The following is a 22,841-nucleotide window of genomic DNA, read 5'->3' on the forward strand; positions in this document are numbered from 1 at the left end:
TCAGCTTTGGCGCAGTTGATGCATCTTCTGCAATTGCCTGCTGGCTTTGGCAATGCAGAAGTGAACCCCGCCAAGTTCAGTCATGGATTGTTCGATTCGCTCCGGGCAATCGTCGTGTACTGCATTGATTCCGCTCAGCAGCATGGCGATGACCTGATTGCCGCGCCGGCAACGCTCACTAACGAGCGACAGCATCTCCACGACGAGATCGGTGTCAAACAACATGGCCTGGAGCAGTGCCTCTCCTTGAATGGCCAGCAGTTCTGCATGCCCTTTCACAACGCGAAAGTCGGCGTAGTGCTTGCCATTGGCGAAAAAACCAACCTCACCGAGTAATTCGACAGATTCCACTTCGGCCAGGGTGTGGAGCTCGTTGCCCTGGTGGATATCTACCGCGACTCGCCCCTCGGTCAGCAACATCAATGTCTCGACGGAGTCGCCCTGGTGAAAAAGCACGTCTCCTTCGGCAGCGATCACTTTCTTTGGATTCAGCTCCTGCTGGTGCGCGACCAGCAGGAGTTTCAGTCGTTCCCTGAAGGCTTGAAGCTGCGGCTCATCTCCCCACATGGCATCGCGACTTCTCTTCTATTGATACATCCAATCGTTCTGCAGTGCCCGCATGCTGTGAAGGTTCAACCAGGTATCTCGTCAGGCAGCTTCAGTTCGCTTCGCCACTCGTGCAGGGGGCGATCCCAGCCCTCTTCCAATTTGCGTGCGATCACAAGTTCGGCATCCAGGCCCATCTGGAAGCCCTTTGCCAGTGCGCGCAGCATCGGAGCGAGTGGCTCATCGTTCTGCAGTGCCGTCAGCATGCCTCCAAAGATCAGCATCACCGCAAGTGGGGACCGGTTCTGCGCGAGATTGAACCCCTGCAGGCCCAGTTCGCTGATGCCATCAATTCCAAATCCGGTCAGAACATGTGTGATGTCATGGGTCTCCTTGAGTCGATGTGTGATGTAATCGCGCTCATCTTTGACGGGGGAAGAGTCAATCAGCGTGTCTGGAGTGATGCCCTGGCTGATTAGCTGATCGGCATAATGGCGCCCAAGGGTGCCCTCTGGAAGGGTTTGCAGTGCGGATAAATCGATCGGCTGCGGACGCCAGCCATCGTTCACCAATTGTGCGAACTGGGGATTGCTCAGCAGATGACGGATCATCTGTTCGGCGATTGGACTGTCTTTCACGCTGGCGCCGATGGCGAGAACGCTGTTCAGAGAGTCCGGATTTTTGAGGAAGGCTGCCAGGCTGGTCAGCAGCTTCAGGCTCTGTAATCGTTCTCCGAGTTTGATTTGCATGGAAGGAGTGCCGATGTTGATATCTTCAGCCGACTTCAGGTAGTTAGACAGCCTTGTAGTAGCTGAATCACTTGTTGTGGCGCTCAGTTCTGCAGATACGTGCTCTGACGCAGGCTGATCTCCAGATGATCCATCAGCCGGCGCGCTTCAGCGATTTTGAGCTGATTGCCTCGGATGGAGCGTTCGCTAGCGATGCGTAGTCGTTCCAACAGGGATTCCGGGTTGTGTTCCATCGCCATCAGCACCTCGGCGTTGGTGTCGCCACGCACGACGTGATCCACTTGGTATTCCCCTCCGGGTGCCAAACGAATATGTACTGCATCGGTGGTGCCGAACAAGTTGTGCAGGTTGCCCATCACCTCTTGATAGGCCCCTCCAAGAAACATCCCGATCAGATACGGCTCTTCTGAACGCAGGGAATGCAGCTCAAGAAGTTGCTTGCTGCGCCCATCGGCAATGAAGCGGTTGAGACGACCATCAGAATCGCATGTGAGATCTGCGAAATGTCCGAGCTCGGTTGGTTTTTCTCCCAGCCTGTGTATTGGCATTAAGGGGAAGAGCTGTTGTATGGCCCAAGTGTCGGGCGCAGAGCGAAAGATTGACAGGTTGGCGTAGTAAGTGAGTGCCAGAACCGCAGGCAGGGTTTGTAATTCCTCCGGGAGAACGGAGTTCTCAGGAAGCCTCTGCACCAAAGAACGAGCACAGGCCCAAGTGAGTTGCTCTGCCTGGCTTCGTTCTTTCAGGCTCAGATAGCCCAGTCGGAAGGCTGCCAATGCATCGTCCTTGAATTTGAGGGCGTCATTCCAGGCTTCCTGAAGTCGTGAAACGTCCGCGCTCCCGTCATCAGCGAGGGCATTGATGCCTTCGAGGGTTTCATGAAGGTTGCGAACAATCAACGCCTCGTCGTCACTTGGCGAAGTCGTTGTCTGTGGAAGCCCGCCTGTGCCAAGCACGTTGAAAACCAGGACTGAGAAATGGCTGGCGATCGCTCTGCCGCTCTCGCTGACCAGAGTCGGAACTGCTACGCCATGAGGCTCACAACCTTCCTTGACAGTTGCGACGACATCATTGGCGTAATTCTGCAGTGAATAATTCGTGGACGCGGCTGTTGCGGTCCGGCTTCCGTCGTAATCAATACCGAGTCCTCCTCCAACATCCAGAAAACCCATTGGGGCTCCAAGTTTGTGCAGCTCGACATAAATGCGCGAGGCCTCCTGCAGCGCATCTTTCACCACACCAATGTCGTTGATTTGGCTGCCGACGTGGAAGTGGAGAAGGCGCAGTTCCTGTAGCAAACCTGCCCCGCGTAGCGCTTCAACAGTCGCGAGAATCTCCGGGACAGGCAGTCCGAATTTCGCTTTCTCTCCGACAGAATTTCCCCAGCGGCCTGTGCTCCTGCTGGAGAGTCTGGCGCGGATGCCGATCAGGGGTGCGGCGCCGAGTTCCTGGCTGGCATCGATGATTCTTTGCACTTCATCGGCTTGTTCGATCACGACCACTGGCCGCCGTCCCAGTCGTCTCGCCAGAATTGCTGTTTCGATGTAGCGCTGGTCCTTGTAACCATTACAGATCAGCAAGGCTTCCGGATCATCGATCAGTGAGAGAGCGATCAACAGTTCGGCTTTGCTGCCGGCTTCCAGGCCGAAGTGCCAACGCTTGCCGCAGCTCACCAGCTCCTCCACGACGTGGCATTGCTGATTGCATTTCACAGGGAAAACGCCCTGATAACGACCGTTGTAGTCGTATTGGGTGATGGCTCGCTCGAAGGCCGCATGGAGGCTCTCAAGTCGGTCTTCGAGAATGTCATCGAACCGGATCAGCAGCGGCAGGTTGAGATTGCGACCCTGCAGGCCTTTCACGAGCTCAACAAGATCAAGACTTCCCCCTCGTTCGCCGCGGGGCTGCACGCTCACATGACCTCGAAGGTTGATGGAGAAGTAGGGATCTCCCCAGCGCTCAAGCCCATACAGCTCAGAGCTGTCTTGAATGTTCCATGAGGGAACTGGCGTTGATTGACCGTTGGTTTCCTCACCTTCGGGTTCGTTGGCGTTTGCGAGCACCATGAGTGAGAAAAAGTTTTCCTTTCTGGGGAATCTAAGGAGCCTGGATCACAGGGGCAGAAACAAACCGTTCTCGATTGCTTGCCAAGAGGGTGGGGGAGCACAGAAGATGCCGTTCTCTTTATGTATGCCTTTATGTCCGCCGAACGCACGTTCATCGCCATCAAGCCGGATGGGGTTCAGCGTGGTCTCGTGGGCGAGATTCTCGGCCGCTTCGAGCGCAAAGGTTTCAAGCTTGTGGGCCTCAAGCAGCTCATCGCCAGTCGTGAACTGGCTGAGCAGCACTACGGCGTCCACAAGGAGCGGCCATTCTTCTCCGGTCTTGTGGACTTCATCACTTCGGGACCGGTGGTGGCCATGGTGTGGGAAGGCGATGGGGTAATCGCCAGTGCCCGCAAGTTGATCGGTGCCACCAAACCACTCGAGGCTGAACCCGGCACCATCCGTGGTGATCTGGCTGTCAACATCGGCCGCAACGTGATCCATGGTTCAGACGCTGCGGAGACCGCTGCATTCGAGATCGGCCTCTGGTTTCAGCCATCCGAACTCAACGACTGGAGTCCATCTGATCAGGCCTGGCGGGTCGAAGACTGATTCTCTGGTGACCGATCGCAAACTGCAGACCCTCGGGGCGATGTCTCGGGGTCTTTTTGAATGCCAAGTCGTTGTTGCAGCTTCAGGCCCTTGAAGCAGTTGTTGATCAGGCGTTGGCCGATGTGCATATCTGCGGGCTTACTCTTCGCGGAAAACTGTTCTCGATTGCGACTCGTCAGCGGGATTGAAAGCGATCCCAGCGAAAGCTCGAGAGCAGTGCTGCAAGATCCTGTTTCGGCTCAGTGCCGCAGGCGAGATCGGCAATCAGTTCTGATGTGGCACCAGCCATGAGAACGCCATTGCGGTGGTGGCCGCAGGCCAGCAGAAGTCCGGGAATCGGACTTTTGCCCAGCAGTGGTCCCTCATCAGGTGTGCAGGGACGGAATCCCCACCAGCGCTCCATGGGAGGCCAGCTCTCTGCCTCAGGCAGCAGGGTGGCAATGCCTTGTTTGAGGGTGGTTTGTCCTTGAGGTGTCAGACCTTCGCTGAAGCCGGCATTGCGCTCGCTGGTCGCGCCCACCACCACCAGTCCATCCTCGCGTGGCACCAGATAAATCCCTGGGCCAAAGATCACGCGCCTGAGGGCGCCGCGCGGACTCTGCAGCGACAGCATCTGACCTTTCACGGGGAACACCGGCAGCTGGGGCAGAAGTTGTCCGCTCCAGGCACCGCTGCAGAGCACGGCCCGCTCACAGCCAAGCGTTGCTTCACTCCCCTCCGAATTCCTCGTGCGTACGCCGCTGAGACGTCCATCGGCGGTGAACAGCTCAAGAACTTCCACGCCTTCCTGAAACTGGGCACCGCGATCAACGCAGGCGCTCTCCAGCGCTCGCATTAGCTGACGTCTGTTGTCAATCTGCCCGTCCTGGACGAACAGCAGACCGGCTTTCCATTGTGAGTCCAGACCTGGCACCTCCTGGAGAAGCTGTTCGCGATCCAGTCGATCTCCGAAAGCCGCAGTCGCGTAGGCGTCCCGTTCATCGGCGCTGTGGAACGGCACCACGATCCCGGAGGAACGAAGCCCACAGGGAAGACCGCTGTCAGCTTCGATCTGGGCCACCCAGCTGGCAATGCGGCTCAGGCTGAGTTGGCCGAGGTGAAGCAGAGCGTTTTCGAGGCCTTCGGCATGGGGGGCCAGCATCCCTGCTGCAACGAAGCCTGCAGCCTCGCTGCGGCGCCTGCTCAGCACGGTCACGCGCTGATCACGACGAGCCAGTTGATGGGCGATGGCGAGACCCATCAAGCCACCTCCCAGGATCAGAATTCGTCCGGGCGAATTTGATCTTGCCTCGCCCCGGAGCCACCGCGTCATAGGCCCGGTCGCCAGGAGCGCAGATTGTGGTGGATCACCAGCTGCCGACCGATGAAGACCGTCATCCAGCTCAGAACCATGGCGGCGAGTACCGGCCATTGCAGGGTTTCGAACCGATCAGCGATCATCAAGCCGCCGATGAGCACAAGGGCTCCCAGCACGGCAATTTCCTCATAGGGTTCACCCTGAAAGGTGCGCGGTTCTCGACCGGTCACCACATCAAGCACCATTCCTCCGCCAGCACAGGTGAGTGCGGCACAGATGACCATCCACCACCAGTTCAAGTCTGCTTCCAGTGCAACCTGTGCACCAATGATGGTGAATGTGGCCAGACCGATGCTGTCGCACAGTCCCAGAACCCTCAGGAAGTTGGCGCTGTCGGCGGCTCCCTCGCACAGCAGGCTCGCCAAAATAGACCCTGTAGCAACCACAATCAGCACCACCAACAGGTAGGTGCCGTCGTGAAAGACGAAAGGTGGTGATCGCATTCCACCCACAAGCAGATCGCGGAGGATGCCTCCACCCACGGCAGGCAGCAGAGTGAGAATGAAGCAACCCCAGAGGTCGTAGCGACGCTGTAGGGCCCGGATGAAGCCGGAGAGAGCAAAAGCTGTCGTTCCGATGAGATCGAGCCCATAGAACCAGGAGGATGTGACCAGGGTTGCGAAGGCCTCACGTCCAGCAGGGCCGAGGGGGCCGCGCTGGGGTCCGTCCAATTCGGCAGCACGCCAGACTTTCAGACTCCATGCACCGCGTGCAGCTCTCGAGATTCCCGCAGGATCGCCACTACCGCGACCCACGATCTCCACAGTGCGACGGAAGCTGGCGGGATCCAGCAAGCCGTAGCCCTTGTTCAGGTTCATCAGCTGCAGGATCTCCTCCAGCATGGCTTTCTGGTGCACTGTGTCGCTGCTGTTCATGAAGCGCTCGGTGATCGCCACCGCTTCATCGGGATGTCGCGCCGTGTACTGCCATCCGGCAGCAAGACCCTTTAGAAATCTCGTCAGACGATCGCGTTTGGCCGGATCCTGGAGGTCCGTCGCTCGCACGTACAACCCATCTTCGAGAAATCCCGTGTTCTCCCGGGCGAAACGCACCGTGAACAGATCGGACTGAAGGGCTCCTTCCTGGAGGATCGTCTGAAATTCGTTGTAACTCATGGCAGTGGCGCAATCGACCTCGCCATCCAGCAAGTCCCGAGCTGCGGGTTTTTGTTCAATCAGCTGAACTGAATCCAGCCCGAGTCCATACCGTTGCAGCCAGTACCCGACATCGAATTCATCCCCGAGGAACCAGGTGCCAACACGTTTCCCTTTCAGGTCGCCAGCCTTACTGACACCTGATGCTGCGCTGCAGACCAACATCGTTCCAGGTCGTTGCAGAAGCTGCGCCACATTCACGAGGTCCGCCGCCTCACGGCGCATGTCCAGGGCATCCGATGTCCAGGCGATGGTGACGTCGACTTCACCATCACGAAGACGCTGCAATCCATTCACCGATGGGCCTCCCTGTTCCAGGGTGACACTGAGGCCTTCTCGACGGAAAAACTCGTGGTCTTTGGCCACATAGAACCCTGCGAACTGGGCTTGTGGCAGCCAGCGCAACTGCACGCGCAGGGGCTTCTGCTGCACATGCGTCGAGACAGAAGGGATACTGATCGCCAGCAGAGTCACCAAAAGAACTGCCAGGAAGGCCCCAAGCCTTCGATGCCAGCGATGGCTATCCACGGCTGAGGGTCAGTGCATCTGCATTGTGATTCGCTTCCATAGGATCAGCGCAGGCAAGGAGAACAAAATGGCTGGAGAAGGCGCTTGGGAAGCTGTGATCGGCCTGGAGACCCATGTGCAGCTGGGCACTGAGAGCAAGATCTTCACGGCTGCTTCCACCAGCTTTGGAGACGACCCCAACACGCACATTGATCCGGTGGTTTGCGGGCTGCCAGGCACCCTGCCGGTGCTGAATCAGAAGGTGCTCGAGTATGCGGTGAAGGCTGCGATGGCTCTGAATCTCAATATTGCTGAGCACAGCAAGTTCGACCGCAAACAGTATTTCTATCCCGATCTACCGAAGAACTACCAGATCTCCCAGTACGACGAACCGATTGCGGAAGAGGGCTGGATCGAGGTTGAAGTTGCTGAAAAGGGCAAGGACACCTATCTGAAAAAGATTGGAATCGAACGTCTTCATATGGAAGAAGACGCGGGGAAACTGGTGCATGCAGGCAGTGATCGCCTCGCTGGTTCCACACATTCCCTGGTGGATTACAACCGTGCAGGTGTTGCTCTCGCTGAAATCGTCAGCAAGCCTGATCTGCGCACCGGCCGTGAGGCGGCTGAGTATGCCTCTGAGATTCGTCGGATCATGCGATATCTCGGAGTCAGTGACGGAAACATGCAGGAGGGATCGCTGCGCTGCGACGTGAACATCTCAGTCCGTCGCGGTCCGGATGCCCCCTTCGGCACGAAGGTGGAGATCAAGAACATGAATTCGTTCTCGGCCATCCAGAAAGCCTGCGAGTACGAGATCCAGCGCCAGATCAAGGCCTACGAAAGCGGTGAGTCCATCGTCCAGGAAACCCGCTTGTGGGATGAGGGCAAGCAGCTCACTAAAAGCATGCGCAGCAAGGAGGGTGCCAGTGATTACCGCTATTTCCCTGATCCTGATCTGGGTCCGATCGAGGTGAGCGAGGATCAAAGGGAAAGCTGGCGTTCAGAACTGCCCGAGCTGCCTGCGGCCAAGCGTCATCGCTACGCCGAACAGCTCGGCCTGTCGCAGTACGACGCGCGTGTGCTCACCGACGAACGTCCGATGGCCGATTACTTCGAGGCCGTGGTGGACGCCGGAGCTGACGCCAAGCTGGCGGCCAACTGGATCACTGGAGATATCGCTGCTTACGTGAACAGCAATCGGTTGAGTTACGCGCAGTTGCCGTTTCGCCCTGAGCAGCTGTCGGAAATGGTTCAGTTAATTGATGGCGGCAAGATCAGCGGCAAGATTGCCAAGGAAATACTCCCTGAACTGCTCGAAAAGGGTGGTTCACCGAAGTCGATCGTCGATCAGCGAGGGCTGGGAATGATCAGTGATCCCGCTGCCATCACCGCCATCGTTGAGGAGTTGCTGGCTGCTCATCCAGATGAGGTGGAGGCTTTCCGAGGCGGCAAGACCAAGCTGCAGGGATTCTTCGTTGGGCAGCTGATGAAAAAGACCGGCGGCAAGGCCGATCCCAAGCTCGCCAATCAGATTCTCAGTCAGAAACTCAAAGGCTGATGACCAATGACTGCTGAGGGCCCGTGGGGTGGTCGGTTCAGGTCGCTTTCAGCCTGCTGCCAGAAGCTGAGCCGCCTGGGTTTCCCAGGCTTTGGGCTCTCCGCTGTTATCGAGCACCCGATCAGCTAGTCCGAGTTTCTTTGCCAGCGGCCACTGAGACTGGATCCGCTGCTGAGCCTCGGCAGCATTGAGACCATTGCGATCCATCAGCCTTTCAAGTTGTTGTTCAGGTGAGCAGTGCACCACCCACACTTCCGTGCAGAGAGAGTTGAGACCGGCTTCGAACAGCAGAGGAATCATCAGCGCCACGGTTGGTTCTGATTTCAGACGTTTCAGTTCGGTTTCCAATTGCTGGTGCACCAGAGGGTGAACAAGCTCCTCCAACCATTTCCTCTGAAGGGAATCAGAGAAAACGATGGCTCCCAGAGCCGTACGGTCGAGTTCGGCAGACTCCGGGTCAGACCCAGCTCTGACGACCGCATCCCCGTAACGCTGCACCACTGCATGGCTGGCTGCCTGACCGCTTGCGAGGGCTTGATGTGCAAAAAGGTCTGCGTCCAACAGCGGAATTCCTTGATCCGTCAGCCAACGGCCAACGCTGCTCTTCCCGGAGGCGATACCACCGGTGAGGCCGATCCGGCGTTGGCGTGGCATGGCGCGGAGCAGGATGCATTCAGTCTCTCGCGTTGATCCGTGGTTTCCGCAGCCAGCTGGCTTTCCTCTGTTTGGACTCCAGTCGCTGGAGGAGTGACCGCTCCAGTCGGCTTTCAGGCCGCAGGGATTGCGGCCGGTCTGAAGGATTCCGGTAAACCGGATCTCGCTTTGGTGCTGGCGCCTGAGGCGGCAGTCTGTGCCGGCACTTTCACGACTTCGGTGGTGCGTGCGGCTTGCGTTGATCTCTGCGCCCAACGTCTCCAAGCCAGCAATGGACAGTGCAGAGGCGTGTTGATCAATTCCGGCCAGGCCAATGCCTGTACTGGTGACAGTGGCCTGATCGACAGCCAGCGCGCCACCCAGGCCCTGGCCGATCACCTTGGTTTGACGTCTGATCAGATGCTGATCTGTTCCACTGGCGTGATCGGCGTGCCCATCCCCATGAAAGTCTTGCTCGCTGGACTGGATCCGCTGGTCGAGGCTCTGGCCGAAGATGGAGGGGCTGCTGCTGCGGCCGCCATCCTCACAACAGATCTTGTGCCCAAGCAGATCGCAGTTGAGTCGGAGATTGATGGCCGCACTGTGCGTATTGGCGGGATGGCCAAAGGCTCGGGAATGATTCACCCCGATATGGCCACCATGCTCGGCTTTCTCACCTGTGATGCCGGAGTGCCCTCAGAGGCCTGGCAAGTCATCGTTCAACGCGCTGTTCAGCGATCGTTCAATGCCATCACCGTGGATGGCGACACCAGCACCAACGACACCTTTCTGGCCTTTGCCGCCGGGGATCCTCTCCTCTCGGATCAGTATGAGCAGCTCGAGCAGGGGGTGACTCTTGTTGCTCAACACCTGGCTCGCTCGATCGCTCGTGATGGAGAGGGTGCGACCTGCCTGATTGAAGTGCGGGTGGAGGGAGCCGCATCAGAAGCAGACGCTCTGCGGATGGCACGCACGGTGTGTGGATCGTCGCTGGTGAAAACGGCCGTCCATGGACGTGACCCCAACTGGGGCCGGATTGTGGCAGCGGCCGGGCGGTCAGGAGTGGAGTTTGATCCAGAGGAGGTTTCGCTCTGGATCGGTGATCATCACTTGATGGAGAGCGGTCAGCCACTGGACTTTGATCGACCTGCAGCGTCGATCTATCTCCAGCAGCGATCCGAGGGCCGTTATCTGGACAATGACACCGTGCTGATCAGACTCCGCATTGGTTCTGGCCCTGAAGAAGGTCGTGCCTGGGGTTGCGACCTTTCTGATCAATACGTGCGCATCAACGCCGATTACACGACCTGATGCATCGGAGCGGTGCAACCGCATCGATGAGGCGCGAAGATGGGCTGCACCGAATTTTCGGTGTTGTCCATCTCGGCCACAGCGATGACAGCAACCAGCACTGATCAGCAGCGGCTCAGGCGACCTCGTTTCTGGATTGGTCCTCTGGTGGCCGGTGCCTGTTTCGCGCTCGGGTACGGCATCACCCAGCGAGTCGTTCTGATGCAGCAGGCGAGCGAAAAACCTCAGAAGGCCTCGTTCCGTCAGAGCAGCTTTCCTGGAGAATCTCTTGATGGATTGAGACGTCGGTATGGAGCTGATCAGCCTCTGATGGGTGACGTTGCAGCCAAAGAGGTCATTGACGCTCAGCAACGCAAGGCCAAGGAGCAGGCTGAGGCCATGGCCAAGGAGCAGGCTGAGGCCATGGCCAAGGAGGCGGAGCGAAGGGAACAATCTCAGAGGGCGGCTGCTCCGCAGCCATGGACGCCCACCAACGAGCCGGCGTTCTCTGCTGCACCGTTTCCCGCATCAACTCGAGATTTTGTTGGTGAAGTGGCGCCGGAGCCTGCACAGCCTGCGGCTGTTCTGACTCCAGGCTCGGATTCACTGCCAGAGACCGCGCTGCCTGAACCGGAGGCTTTCACGGAAGCCCCTGCGGCTGTTGCCATGCCTGAACCTGTGGCTCCTCAACCACAACCAGCCATCGATGAATCTCTGATTTTCCAGGCACCGCCGGACGCACCACCGGCTCCCTGATTGCGGTCGCATCCCCGTCGGTGCATCTGCCACAGTTTCAGCATCTCTCATCAGGCCATGACTCCTCCGGATGCCCTGTTCCGAGCGGCAATGAATCGCCTGATGGCCCGGGTGGGTGAAGGCGTGGCCGATGCAGCTGCAGGAATGGCTGTTGCTGTTCAGGATGCCCCCGAGCGCATACGCCAGGAATGGGATCTGTTTCAGGAGGAGGTGAAGGCGGAAGCCGAGCGATTGCAGCGGGAGAATCAGCCCGAAGCATCATCCGCTGCTGATCGTCCTGGCCCAGAGCATGAACCATTGCAGCGGCGCATCGATCGACTGCGTGCGCAGGTGGCCGATCTGAGCACGCGTCTGGAGGAACGGTCTTGAGCCGTTGGGGTTCGCCTCTTCTTCCCTGGCGCAGGGGGTTGCGCGCATTGCGCATCTGGCGGAGTGTTCTGGCGCTGCTGTTTTTCCTGTGGTGGGACAGCTGCAGCTGGAGCTATCCCGGCGGTTTCACCGAGGAGCGTCGTCAGACCCGTCAGCAACGGCGAGCACGCTGGCTGACAAGGGAATTGCTCCACCTTGGTTCGGCATTCATCAAACTTGGCCAACTGCTGTCGGCTCGTCCCGACGTTCTGCCGGCGGGGTGGGTGGCTGAACTGGCCGATCTGCAGGACAAGGTTCCTGCTTTTCCATTCGATCAGGCCCAAGCGCTTCTCGAGTCGGAGCTTGGTGCACGTTGTGCCGAGATCATTGATCTTGATGAGACCCCTCTGGCCGCAGCCTCTCTGGCTCAGGTGCATCGCGCCAGCTTGCGCAGCGGTCGCCAGGTGGTTCTGAAAATTCAACGTCCAGGTCTGGAGTCGGTGTTCCGGCTTGATCTGGAGGTGATGCAGCAGGTGGCTTCTGTACTGCAGCGCCATCCCCAGTGGGGTCGTGGCCGCGACTGGGTGGCGATCGCCCAGGAATGTCGACGTGTGCTGTTGCGTGAACTCGACTTTCGCCTTGAGGCCCAGCATGCCGCCCGCTTCCGTCAGCAGTTTCTTGACGATCCCCGCATCATGGTTCCCGGTGTGATCTGGGAGCTGAGCACCCGTCAGGTGCTCTGTCTCGATTACCTGCCTGGTATCAAGATCAACAATCGGCCGGAGCTGATTGCTGCGGGTATTGATCCTGCGGATGTCGCGGAGATTGGTGCGGCCAGCTATCTGCAGCAACTGGTTCGGTACGGCTTCTTTCATGCAGACCCACACCCCGGCAATCTTGCGGTCGCAAGCGACGGGGCACTCATCTACTACGACTTTGGAATGATGGGGCAGCTTTCGGAACGTCTGCGCCGCCGGTTGGGTTCGATGGTTCGGGCGGCGGCATCCCGGGATGCCGCCGCCCTGGTGGAGGAAATGCAGGTGGCTGGAGTGATTGCTTCAGACGTGGATCTGGGTCCGGTACGGCGTCTGGTTCGTCTGATGCTGCGCGACGCACTCACTCCACCGTTCAGTGCCTCGGTGATCGACAAATTGTCCGGCGATCTCTACGACCTTGTCTACGGCCAGCCGTTCAGGCTGCCGGTTGAGCTGATCTTCGTGATGCGTGCATTGTCGACCTTTGAGGGTGTCGGTCGCAGTCTTGATCCCGGCTTTAGCCTGGTGGGGATCGCCAAGCCCTATCTGCTGCCCCTCATGACTTCCAGTGGATCCGGCTCCAATGATCTGTTCAACGAACTCGGCCGTCAGGTGGGGGCGCTGAGTTCTCGGGCTGTGGGGATTCCGCGCCGCCTGGATGAGAGCCTTGAGCGCCTCGAACAAGGAGATCTGCAGCTGCAGATCCGAACGGGCGAATCGGATCGTCAGTTCCGACGCATGGTCACGGCACAGCATTCCATCGGACAGTCGGTGCTGCTTGGGGGGCTGGCTCTGGCGGCTGCGATCCTGGGCTCCAGTGCCCGACCCCTTTGGGCTCTCCTCCCCCTTGGAGCTGCAGTGCCGGTTGGGATGGGTTGGCTGAAGCTTCAGGTGAAACTTCGCAAGGACGCACGTATGGAATCCTTGTCTTCATCGAAAAGCTGATTATTTCGTTTTCAAGTTCTTTCAGCGTTTTGGAAGAGAACAATGAAACAACTTGCTTTGATGCAGCAGATTCTTTGACATTCCCGGATATTTGTTGTCAGCAATTCAGTCTCGAACAAACAGTGTTTGCCTTCTTCGAGAAATATTTATTTTGCATTGTTTGCTGCTGGTCTGAACATTCGCTTGAAACAATCAAATGCCACTCACTTCGGAAATTTCGCTGTGAATGGCTACTTTGCTGAGTTCTGACTATTGAATCAGGCTTTTCCTCGCGGTCCCTGGCCTACGGCGCCGGCGTAAACAGCCTGGCTGCCGAGCTCGTCCTCGATGCGCAGCAATTGGTTGTATTTGGCAACGCGTTCGCTGCGGCTCATAGAACCAGTTTTGATCTGACCGGCGCGGGTTGCGACTGAGAGATCGGCGATGGTGGTGTCTTCGGTTTCGCCGCTGCGGTGGCTGATCACGCTGGTGTAGCCCGACCGTCCAGCCAGATCGATGGCCTGAAGCGTTTCGGTGAGAGAACCGATCTGATTCACCTTGATCAGAATCGAGTTGGCTGTGCCGCTGTCGATCCCCTGTTGCAGGCGCTTGGTGTTGGTCACGAACAGGTCGTCCCCCACCAGTTGCACCTTGGCTCCGAGGCGTTCTGTGAGCAGTTTCCAGCCTTCCCAGTCGTCCTCGGCAAGGCCGTCCTCGATCGAAACGATCGGGAACTTCTCCACCAGCTGCTCAAGCTGGCCGACCATCTGAGCGCTGTCGTAGCTGCCCCCATCGAAGGCGTAGCGACCATTGTCGAAGAATTCGGTACTGGCAACATCAAGGGCGAGGGAGATCTGATCACCGGGCCTGTAGCCGGCCTTCTCAATCGCTTGGACCAGAATTTCGCCGGCCTCGACATTGCCCAGATCCGGCGCGAAGCCTCCTTCATCGCCTACAGATGTGCTCAGGCCTCTGTCCTTGAGCAGGGACTTCAGTGTGTGGAACACTTCAGTGCCCATGCGCAGCGCCTCGCGGAAGCTGGGGGCGCCGTGGGGAACCAGCATGAATTCCTGGAAATCCAGGCTGTTGGCTGCATGCGCGCCACCGTTGATCACGTTCATCAGCGGTACCGGCAACAGCGTGGCCATCGGTCCCCCCAGATAGCGATAGAGCGGGATTCCAAGGCCATTCGCGGCCGCGCGGGCACTGGCCATGCTCACCGCCAGAATTGCGTTGGCTCCCAGGCTCGACTTGTTGTCGCTGCCATCGAGTTCCAGCATCGCTGCGTCCACGGCGGCCTGGTCGAGGGCAGAGAGTCCACAGAGGGCTGGGGCAATGCGCTCCTCGATGTGATTCACAGCCTGGATGACACCCTTGCCCATGTAGCGATCGCCGCCGTCGCGCAACTCGTGGGCTTCGTGGGCTCCGGTGCTGGCTCCGCTGGGCACGATGGCTCGACCACTGGCTCCACCCTCCAGCAAGACCTCGGCTTCCACCGTTGGGTTTCCGCGGGAGTCGAGCACCTCACGGGCCACGATGGTGTCGATGACGAGGTCGAGGGAATCGAACACGTGATGCGGATCAAAGACCTGGCGATCCTATGGGTCCCCCTGCAACGCTGATTCCCCATCTCCGCCAACAGGCCACGACGCCTGCAACTGCTCTACCGCTGATCTTGGGGATGCACCATGCTGGTGGCAGCGATTGAACCCGATCATGCGCATGTTGCACACCATGCTTCGGGTTGGTGATCTGGAGAGATCACTCGCTTTTTATACCGACGTTCTCGGTATGAAGCTGCTTCGTCGCAAGGACTACGCCTCCGGTCGTTTCACGCTGGCCTTTCTGGGTTATGGCGATGAAAAGGATCACACCGTGCTGGAGCTCACTCACAACTGGGACACCGAGCATTACGACCTGGGTGATGGATATGGCCACATCGCTCTTGGGGTGCAGGACATCCATGCCGCCTGTGAAGGGATTGCTGAGCGAGGAGGCAGACTCGTGCGTGCACCGGGTCCGATGAAGCACGGCAGCACGGTGATCGCTTTCCTGGAGGATCCCGATGGCTACAAGGTCGAGTTGATTGAGCTTGCTTCCCGCTCCACGGCCGCTTGAGGGGATTCGCCTGCGATGACATCTGATTTCGGTGTGACGCCTCAACCTCCTGCCAGCCTCACGGTGGAGCCGGACCGTTTCAGCGACGATGCCTGGGAGTTGTTGCTGTCCGCCCAGGATTCAGCCCGTCGTTGGCGTCACGGCGATCTGGACGTGGAGCATCTGCTTCAGGCTTTGTTCAGTGATCCGCGCTTTGAGGCGGATGTGGCCGCATTGCCCCTTCCTCAAGGACAGTTGCTTGATCAGCTCGAGGGCTTCCTGGAGGAGCAGCCCATGGCTCGAGGTGATGAGCTGTTTGTCGGTGAAGACCTTGAAACCTTGCTCGAGGCGGCCGACAGGGTGCGCGGCCTCTGGGGGTCAAGGCTGATCGACGTTTCGCACTTGCTGATCGCCATCGGTCGTGACCCACGCATCGGTGCTGATTTGCTGTCCAGATTTGGGTTGCCGGCCGATCGCCTGGAGGCCGCGCTGCGGAGGCCGAACCCATCTGCTGCGCCTTCTCCGCCCAGTCCTCCTGCACCCGTTAATCGTTCAGCACCGACGTCTTCCGGGCCATCCGTTCAGCCATTGCCCGAGCCTGTTCAGGCTGGGCTGAGGCCGTCGGAGCCTGTTGATGACCCGGAATTTGATCCTGCAAGTGATCCAGAGCCAACGGCCCTGGACCGTTATGCCCGTGACCTCACTGCGGCTGCGTCTCAAGGGCTGCTGGATCCCGTGGTCGGCCGCGATGGTGAGATCCGCAGTTTGATCAAGGTGCTCTCGCGTCGAGGCAAGAATAATCCTGTTCTGATCGGAGCACCGGGCGTGGGCAAGACGGCCATCGCCGAGCTGTTGGCCCAGCGCATCGTTGCCGGTGAAGTTCCGGAATCACTTCAGGGATTGAGGCTTGTGGCCCTGGATGTGGGTGCATTGATCGCTGGTGCCAAGTTCCGCGGGCAGTTCGAGGAGCGCCTGCGAGAGGTGCTGCAGGAGGTGAGTGATCCAGAGGCAGGCGTGGTGCTCTTCATCGACGAACTGCACACCGTGGTGAACAGCGATCGGTCCAGCGCTGACGCCGGCAGCCTGCTCAAGCCTGCTTTGGCGAGAGGGGATCTCCGTTGTATTGCCGCCACCACGCCAGAGGATTACCGACGCACAGTGGAGAAGGATCCAGCTTTGAACCGCCGCTTTCAGCAGGTGCAGATCTCGGAGCCTTCAATCGACCACAGCGTCGAGATTCTGCGTGGGGTGAAGGAGCGCTACGAGCTGCATCACGGCGTGACGATCACTGACACCGCGGTCACAGCTGCAGCACGCCTTGCTGATCGCTACATCAGTGATCGTTGCCTGCCTGACAAGGCCATCGATCTGATCGATGAAGCGGCGGCACAACTCAAGATGGATGTGACCTCCAAGCCCCAGGTGGTGGAGGACGCCGAGATGGATCTGCGTCGGGTGGAACTGGCGGTGCTCGCGGCGGAGCAGGCTCCTGAATCGGAGCGAGTGCAGCTCCAGCGCCAGCGATTGGAGGCCTCGTCCCAGCTCACTCAACTGCGTGAGCGCTGGCAGGCGGAGCGAGAACAGCTGCAGGAACTGCGCCAGCTGCTGCAGGAAGATGAGGATCTCCGTCATGCCGTCGCTGAAGCTGAGCGACAGGGTGATCTGGAAGAAGCTGCACGGCTTCAGTACGACCAGCTGCATCGCCTGCAGCAGCGCCGCAGTGACCTGGAGGAGGCGCTCAACAAGGCGCAGCGAGACGGCACGGCAATGCTGCGAGAGCAGGTGGAAGCCGAGGACATTGCCGATGTGGTGGCGCGCTGGACAGGCATTCCCATCCAGCGCCTGCTGGCGGGCGAGCGCCAGAAGCTGCTGGAGCTTGACCAGCGCCTTGCTGAGCGGGTGATCGGCCAGCCCGATGCCGTGGAGGCCGTGGCGGCGGCGATCCGCAGGGCCCGAGCAGGAATGAAGGATCCCCGGCGCCCCGTGGGTTCATTCCTGTTTCTCGGACCGACAGGCGTCGGCAAGACTGAACTGGCCAAGGCTCTCGCTGGACAGCTGTTCGATGAGGAGGAGTCGATGGTGCGTCTTGATATGAGTGAGTTCATGGAGCGCAACGCTGTGGCGCGCTTGCTTGGTGCTCCCCCTGGTTATGTCGGTTACGAGGAGGGGGGTCAGCTGACCGAAGCGGTGCGTCGACGTCCTTACGCCCTGCTGCTCCTGGATGAGGTGGAGAAGGCTCACCCTGATGTGTTCAATGTGCTGTTGCAGGTCCTGGATGACGGGCGTCTCAGCGATTCACAGGGGCGCACGGTCGATTTCCGACATACCGTGGTCGTGATGACCAGCAATCTGGCCAGCCGCGCCATTCTGGATTCAGCCCGAAATGACAGGGAAGCGGGTGCATCGATTGATTCATCTGTCCTGGATGGGGCTGTGGATGAGGCTCTGGGCAGGCATTTCCGGCCTGAATTTCTCAATCGCATCGATGAGGTGATCCGCTTTAAGCCGCTCGGACGGGATGATCTGAGCAAGATCGTGCGCCTGCAGCTGGCTGATCTGGCTTCGCTTCTGAAAGAACAGGGGCTGGAGCTGCGCGTTGAGGAGGCTGTGATTGAAGCGATCGTGAGCCTTGGCCATGAGCCGGAGTACGGGGCGAGACCGTTGCGCAGGGTGCTGCGTCGTCGACTGGAGAATCCTCTTGCAACAGAACTGCTGGAGGACCGTTTCAACGGGGCTCAGGCAGTGCGTGTACTTGCTGGAGAGGCACCAGCAGAATCCTTCCGCTTCGAACCTGAATGAAGCCTAGGAAGGCGTCCGGTAGGATATTCAATTGCTGTCACGTGCCCTCAGAGCCGGCGTCAGCACCGGCCCAGACGACTTTTTTGATCCGTCATCCGTGACCAGCCCCACATCAGAGGACACAACCGCAGCGACGACGCCAACGTCATCAGGCCCTGAACAGCCTGAGAAAAAGGGTGGGTTTTTGCAGGCCACCTTCGAAGAGTTGAAGCTCGTGGTCTGGCCGAGCAGGCAACAGCTGTTCAGCGAATCCATCGCGGTGATCCTGATGGTGAGTCTTTCGGCTGCGGCCATTGCCGCCTTAAGTCGCTTCTACGGCTGGGCTGCGTCTCAGGTGTTCCGCTGATCCTTTTCCCGGTCTGATCCGGTGCAATTTCCTACTTCATCCTTCACTCCTGCCCTGCCTCGTGTCTGATCTCGATCCAAACCAGTCGGAGTCCACAGAGGTGCTTGACCTCCCGGCGCCGAATGACGGAGAAGAGGGCACTCTCGAAACCCCCGCAATCCGCACGGGCGTCGCCCGCTGGTATGCGGTGCAGGTGGCCTCCAGTTGCGAGAAAAAGGTGAAGGCCACGCTGGAGCAACGAGCTGTGACTCTGGGTGTGAGCAATCGCATTCTCGAGATTGAAATTCCCGAGACTCCTGCAGTGAAAATCAAGAAGGACGGCAGTCGCCAGTCCACTGAGGAGAAGGTTTTTCCTGGTTATGTGCTGGTGCGCATGGTTCTGGATGAAGACACGATGATGGCGGTGCGCAGCACTCCCAATGTCATCAACTTTGTCGGTGCGGAGGATCGTCGTGCCACGGGCAAAGCCCGGGGTCACATCAAGCCACGTCCGTTGAGCCGCCAGGAAGTGGACCGCATCTTCAAGCGGGCTGCTGAGAAGAAGACTGTTGTGAAGGTCGATCTCAGCGAGGGTGATCAGATTCTCGTCACTGCTGGTCCGTTCAAGGATTTCCAGGGTGAGGTCATCGAGGTGTCAGGTGAGCGCAGCAAGCTCAAGGCTCTCCTCTCCATCTTCGGCCGTGAGACACCGGTCGAGCTCGAGTTTTCCCAGGTGAGTAAGCAGAACTGATATCGACGGCGGCCGTCTCCCTGCGGAGGGCGGCCTCAGGGGTGGTTCCCCACCCCGCCGCACCTGCCCCGAGGGCCAGGTGATCCGCAGATGTTCAACTCCGTCCGCCGATGGCCAAGAAAGTCGTAGCTGTGATCAAGCTGGCCCTTCAGGCCGGCAAAGCCAACCCTGCACCGCCCGTGGGTCCTGCCCTCGGTCAGCACGGGGTCAACATCATGGCGTTTTGCAAGGAGTACAACGCCCGCACCCAGGACAAAGCCGGGTTCGTGATCCCTGTGGAGATCTCGGTCTTCGAAGACCGTAGTTTCACCTTCATCACCAAGACGCCTCCAGCGTCCGTGCTCATCACCAAGGCTGCAGGAATCGCCAAAGGTTCCGGAGAATCCGCAAAGGGAAGCGTTGGCTCCATCAAGCGATCCCAGCTTGAGGAGATCGCCAAGACCAAGCTGCCCGACCTCAACTGCACCAGCGTTGAGTCGGCCATGCGCATCATCGAAGGCACTGCCCGCAACATGGGTGTCGCCATCAGCGACTGACGCTTTTGCGCCGGTCATTGTTCACTTTCCATTTTTTGAGGGGGAGACCTCGCGGTCGCCTGAACCCCATCCAAGCCATGCCAAAACTTTCAAAACGCCTGGCCAGCCTCGTCACCAAGGTTGAAGAGCGCGCTTATGAGCCGCTTGAAGCCATCCAGCTGGTCAAGGACAACGCCAACGCCAAGTTCGACGAGACCATGGAGGCGCATGTTCGTCTCGGAATTGATCCCAAGTACACCGACCAGCAGCTCCGCACCACAGTTGCACTGCCTCACGGCACCGGACAGACCGTGCGCATTGCCGTGGTCACCAGTGGCGAAAAAGTTGCCGCGGCCAAAGCGGCAGGCGCTGAACTTGCCGGGGATGAAGACCTGGTCAACACCATCAGCAAAGGGGAGATGGATTTCGACCTGCTGATCGCCACACCCGACATGATGCCCAAAGTGGCCAAGCTGGGTCGTGTGCTTGGTCCCCGCGGTCTGATGCCCAACCCCAAAGCCGGCACTGTCACCACTGATCTGGCCGCTGCCATCAAGGAGTTCAAGGCCGGCAAGCTCGAATTCCGTGCTGACCGCACCGGAATTGTGCACGTGCGTTTCGGCAAGGCCAGCTTTGACGCTGCCAACCTTCTCGACAACCTCAAGATGCTTCAGGAGACCATCGACCGCAACAAGCCCAGTGGTGCAAAAGGTCGTTACTGGAAGAGTCTGTATGTGACCTCCACCATGGGGCCTTCAGTGGAAGTGGATATCTCAGCTCTTCAGGACATGAACAAAGAGGGCTGAATCAGTTCATCACAGGCAGATGCCAACCAGCCTCCACTGCGGTGGGGGCTTTGTTGTAAGTTCGAATGCTGGCGAAAGCCAGACAACGGGCACGCGCCCGGCCAAAGACAGCAGGTTGCTTCTAGCGGTTGTCATCAACCGTTCCTGACGCATAAGCCCTGCCGAGGCAGACGCGACGATTTTTTTCCCTCCCATGGGATTGGATCGACACGCGGCCTCGTCTCATTCGTGAGAACTGAACGGCCGTGTGTCCAGCTTGTTCCCCCGATCCGATCCAAATCCTATGGGCCGCACTCTGGAGAGCAAGCAACAGATCGTCGAAGAGCTCAAGCAGCTCCTCGGTGAGGCCGAAATGGCACTGGTCCTGGATTATCAGGGTCTCTCCATCAAGGAAATGTCTGATCTGAGGACTCGTCTTCAGGCCAGCAACGGCGTTTGCAAGGTGACCAAAAACACCTTGATGCGTCGTGCCATTGATGGTGATAGTGCCTGGTCCAACCTCGATTCCCTTCTGAGCGGCACCAACGCTTTCGTCCTGGTCAAGGGCGACGTCGGCGGTGCAGTCAAGGCCCTTCAGGCTTTTCAGAAGGACACCAAGAAGTCCGAAACCAAGGGCGGCCTCTTCGAAGGCAAGCTTCTGTCTCAGGACGAGATCAAGGCCATCGGTGACCTTCCCACCAAGGAAGTGCTCATGGCTCAGATCGCTGGTTCGATCAATGCCGTTGCCACCAAGGTGGCTGTGGGCATCAACGAGGTTCCCTCCGGTCTTGCTCGGGCGCTCAAGCAGCACGCCGATTCAGGCGAAAGCTGAACGTCTTCGACCCGACTGTTTTTTTGATCTGTTGCTGAATCCCAACCATGTCTGCAAAAACCGACGAAATCCTCGAATCGCTGAAGACTCTTTCACTGCTTGAAGCTTCCGAGCTTGTCAAGCAGATTGAAGAAGCCTTCGGTGTCTCCGCTGCCGCATCCGCGGGTGTGGTGATGGCTGCCCCCGGCGCTGCCGCTGGCGGTGGTGGCGAGGCCGCTGAAGAAAAGACCGAGTTTGATGTTGTGCTGGAAAGCTTCGATGCTTCCGCCAAGATCAAGGTCCTCAAGGCTGTGCGCGAAGCCACAGGCCTTGGCCTGGGCGATGCCAAGGCCATGGTCGAGGCTGCGCCGAAAACCATCAAAGAAGGTGTCTCCAAGGATGACGCCGAGGCCCTCAAGAAGGCCATCGAAGAGGTGGGTGGCAAGGTCACTCTCAAGTGATCCAGTTGGATCGGCTGCCAGTGGTTGCCGATCCTTTCCCCATCTCTGATTGATTGCCGACCGCCGACCCACGGGTCGGTTTTTTCTTGTCCGCTCGATGCCGGACAGGCTGAGCCGAGTGGTCAAAAAAAAGCTCTGCCGAAGGCAGAGCAGTGAAGTGGAACGCGTTACCGGAGTCTGTCCTTGTTTCGACCCGGAAGAGGCGCTTTGCACTCCTCACACAGACCAAAAATAAAAAAATGCTGCCTGCCTTGCCGATCGATTAGGGCGCTCTGTCAACTGTCCTTCAATCAGGTACCGCTTAGGGCCTGAAGGGAATCACCGTGAGGCGGATCGGACCGCGTTGCCGATTCAGGCGACCTCTGCGCGGGGCTGAAGGAGGCTTAGGCAGGCTTGCGGTGAAGATCAGATTCTTCTTGAAAGGCTTGGCTTTGCTGGCCTTCATCAGAGTATTGATCGGCGTTGTGTTAGCGAAATACACATGGCTCAAGGTGCGTCCTTTGTAGCTGCGGCGTTCGAGCGACCAACCCGGCTCAAGCGTCAATTTCACAAAGGCGTTCTTGTCCCTGCGCACATTGTTCGCGCGAGCCACCGTGGTGCTGTCGCCCTGGACTGAGTCCATCGCCTGCAAGGCCAGCCCGTTTCTGCTCTGTTTCAGGCCCAGGCGATAGCGCTTGTCGGCATCCTTTCCGGAGGTGCGCAGCGAGTATCCGTTGCTGTCGAGGTAGCGGCTGCAGATTCCCGTGAAATCGAAGCTGTTCAGTGAAGGGTTCATCAGGCCGTCCTGACGTTCCTCCCAGCAGAGTGGTCTGGCTTTGATCTGTTCCAGCAGCAGAAGCTTCCAGCGATCCCGGCCCACGGCCTGGGCCAGGATCGCGAAACGTTCTTCCTGCAGAGGACTGCTGTCAAAGAGTGCCCGGGTCCATCCAGGCATGCTTCCGGCGATGGCCGCCAGCCCTACTGCAGCAGCACTCAGCGCAGCTTTGCGGAAGTAGGTTCGGCCCATGGCCCAGCCCTCCTGGGTATTCAAGAACCGTGTTGTACCGAAGAAGGCGTGGGGTGA

General features: G+C 58.8%; 22 protein-coding genes. 14 read left to right on the forward strand and 8 right to left on the reverse strand.

Going from position 1 to position 22,841, the window contains the following annotated elements; translation table 11 throughout:
* The 3 genes from SIB83_RS08220 to speA all read right to left on the reverse strand — a co-directional run bounded on the left by SIB83_RS08220 (position 1) and on the right by speA (position 3,358).
* Positions 1-567 (reverse strand): cyclic nucleotide-binding domain-containing protein, encoded by a 567-nt coding sequence (locus tag SIB83_RS08220; protein WP_413745524.1) that lies wholly within the window; start codon positions 565-567, stop codon positions 1-3.
* Positions 568-632: 65 nt separating this feature from the next.
* Positions 633-1,295 carry a Coq4 family protein gene (locus SIB83_RS08225; protein ID WP_413745525.1) on the reverse strand — a complete coding sequence of 221 codons (663 nt, stop codon included), beginning with the start codon at positions 1,293-1,295 and terminating at the stop codon, positions 633-635.
* An 83-nt stretch (positions 1,296-1,378) separates the two neighbouring features.
* Positions 1,379-3,358: a biosynthetic arginine decarboxylase gene (speA, locus tag SIB83_RS08230; protein ID WP_413745526.1), complete on the reverse strand. Its 1,980-nt coding sequence runs from the start codon at positions 3,356-3,358 to the stop codon at positions 1,379-1,381.
* Positions 3,359-3,490: 132 nt separating this feature from the next.
* Here speA and ndk point away from each other — a divergent pair, with 132 nt between their 5' ends.
* Positions 3,491-3,949 (forward strand): nucleoside-diphosphate kinase, encoded by a 459-nt coding sequence (ndk, locus tag SIB83_RS08235; protein WP_413404933.1) that lies wholly within the window; start codon positions 3,491-3,493, stop codon positions 3,947-3,949.
* A gap of 175 nt (positions 3,950-4,124) precedes the next feature.
* Here the strand turns inward: ndk and SIB83_RS08240 are convergent, their stop codons facing one another.
* Positions 4,125-5,189 carry an FAD-dependent oxidoreductase gene (locus SIB83_RS08240; protein WP_413745527.1) on the reverse strand — a complete coding sequence of 355 codons (1,065 nt, stop codon included), beginning with the start codon at positions 5,187-5,189 and terminating at the stop codon, positions 4,125-4,127.
* Positions 5,190-5,257: 68 nt separating this feature from the next.
* Positions 5,258-6,988, reverse strand: a complete 1,731-nt coding sequence (locus SIB83_RS08245; RefSeq protein ID WP_413745528.1) for an ABC transporter substrate-binding protein — start codon at positions 6,986-6,988, stop codon at positions 5,258-5,260.
* A 67-nt stretch (positions 6,989-7,055) separates the two neighbouring features.
* On the opposite strand from SIB83_RS08245, the gene gatB reads away from it, so the two are divergent.
* On the forward strand, positions 7,056-8,528 hold the full coding sequence (gene gatB, locus SIB83_RS08250; protein ID WP_413747335.1) for an Asp-tRNA(Asn)/Glu-tRNA(Gln) amidotransferase subunit GatB: 1,473 nt from the start codon (positions 7,056-7,058) through the stop codon (positions 8,526-8,528).
* Positions 8,529-8,576: 48 nt separating this feature from the next.
* Here the strand turns inward: gatB and coaE are convergent, their stop codons facing one another.
* Entirely contained in the window at positions 8,577-9,182 is a 606-nt protein-coding gene (gene coaE / locus SIB83_RS08255) for a dephospho-CoA kinase (protein ID WP_413745529.1), read from the reverse strand.
* A gap of 39 nt (positions 9,183-9,221) precedes the next feature.
* On the opposite strand from coaE, the gene argJ reads away from it, so the two are divergent.
* The 4 genes from argJ (at position 9,222) to SIB83_RS08275 (ending at position 13,255) form a co-directional block, all read left to right on the forward strand.
* Positions 9,222-10,472, forward strand: coding sequence for a bifunctional glutamate N-acetyltransferase/amino-acid acetyltransferase ArgJ (argJ, locus tag SIB83_RS08260; RefSeq protein ID WP_413745530.1), 1,251 nt, complete (start codon positions 9,222-9,224; stop codon positions 10,470-10,472).
* A gap of 84 nt (positions 10,473-10,556) precedes the next feature.
* A complete protein-coding gene (locus SIB83_RS08265) occupies positions 10,557-11,207 on the forward strand; it encodes a hypothetical protein (RefSeq protein WP_413745531.1) in 651 nt (216 codons plus the stop codon).
* Between the two features lie 57 nt (positions 11,208-11,264).
* A complete protein-coding gene (locus tag SIB83_RS08270) occupies positions 11,265-11,576 on the forward strand; it encodes a hypothetical protein (RefSeq protein ID WP_413404946.1) in 312 nt (103 codons plus the stop codon).
* Positions 11,573-13,255 (forward strand): ABC1 kinase family protein, encoded by a 1,683-nt coding sequence (locus tag SIB83_RS08275; protein WP_413404948.1) that lies wholly within the window; start codon positions 11,573-11,575, stop codon positions 13,253-13,255. Before SIB83_RS08270 ends, SIB83_RS08275 begins: the two co-directional genes overlap by 4 nt.
* A 257-nt stretch (positions 13,256-13,512) precedes the next feature.
* Here SIB83_RS08275 and eno read toward each other — a convergent pair whose 3' ends face one another.
* Positions 13,513-14,805 carry a phosphopyruvate hydratase gene (gene eno, locus SIB83_RS08280; protein WP_413745532.1) on the reverse strand — a complete coding sequence of 431 codons (1,293 nt, stop codon included), beginning with the start codon at positions 14,803-14,805 and terminating at the stop codon, positions 13,513-13,515.
* Positions 14,806-14,950: 145 nt separating this feature from the next.
* Between eno and gloA the strand changes: the two genes are divergently transcribed.
* The 8 genes from gloA to rplL all read left to right on the forward strand — a co-directional run bounded on the left by gloA (position 14,951) and on the right by rplL (position 21,778).
* Entirely contained in the window at positions 14,951-15,352 is a 402-nt protein-coding gene (gene gloA / locus SIB83_RS08285; RefSeq protein WP_413745533.1) for a lactoylglutathione lyase, read from the forward strand.
* Positions 15,353-15,367: 15 nt separating this feature from the next.
* Positions 15,368-18,130, forward strand: coding sequence for an ATP-dependent Clp protease ATP-binding subunit (locus SIB83_RS08290; protein WP_413745534.1), 2,763 nt, complete (start codon positions 15,368-15,370; stop codon positions 18,128-18,130).
* Positions 18,131-18,227: 97 nt separating this feature from the next.
* On the forward strand, positions 18,228-18,476 hold the full coding sequence (secE, locus tag SIB83_RS08295; protein ID WP_413406235.1) for a preprotein translocase subunit SecE: 249 nt from the start codon (positions 18,228-18,230) through the stop codon (positions 18,474-18,476).
* 61 nt (positions 18,477-18,537) lie between these two features.
* On the forward strand, positions 18,538-19,206 hold the full coding sequence (gene nusG, locus SIB83_RS08300) for a transcription termination/antitermination protein NusG (RefSeq protein ID WP_413404954.1): 669 nt from the start codon (positions 18,538-18,540) through the stop codon (positions 19,204-19,206).
* A 110-nt stretch (positions 19,207-19,316) separates the two neighbouring features.
* Entirely contained in the window at positions 19,317-19,742 is a 426-nt protein-coding gene (rplK, locus tag SIB83_RS08305; RefSeq protein ID WP_067096075.1) for a 50S ribosomal protein L11, read from the forward strand.
* A 77-nt stretch (positions 19,743-19,819) separates the two neighbouring features.
* Complete coding sequence (gene rplA, locus SIB83_RS08310; RefSeq protein ID WP_413745535.1) at positions 19,820-20,527, forward strand: 50S ribosomal protein L1; 708 nt, start codon at positions 19,820-19,822, stop codon at positions 20,525-20,527.
* Between the two features lie 283 nt (positions 20,528-20,810).
* Complete coding sequence (gene rplJ, locus SIB83_RS08315; RefSeq protein WP_413404956.1) at positions 20,811-21,338, forward strand: 50S ribosomal protein L10; 528 nt, start codon at positions 20,811-20,813, stop codon at positions 21,336-21,338.
* 47 nt (positions 21,339-21,385) lie between these two features.
* Entirely contained in the window at positions 21,386-21,778 is a 393-nt protein-coding gene (gene rplL, locus SIB83_RS08320) for a 50S ribosomal protein L7/L12 (RefSeq protein ID WP_413404958.1), read from the forward strand.
* A gap of 301 nt (positions 21,779-22,079) precedes the next feature.
* On the opposite strand, the gene SIB83_RS08325 is transcribed toward rplL, so the two are convergent.
* Positions 22,080-22,784 carry a DUF3747 domain-containing protein gene (locus SIB83_RS08325; protein WP_413747336.1) on the reverse strand — a complete coding sequence of 235 codons (705 nt, stop codon included), beginning with the start codon at positions 22,782-22,784 and terminating at the stop codon, positions 22,080-22,082.
* Positions 22,785-22,841 lie beyond the last annotated feature (57 nt).

Source organism: Synechococcus sp. MIT S9507, from assembly GCF_047304715.1.
Taxonomy (GTDB): domain Bacteria; phylum Cyanobacteriota; class Cyanobacteriia; order PCC-6307; family Cyanobiaceae; genus Synechococcus_C.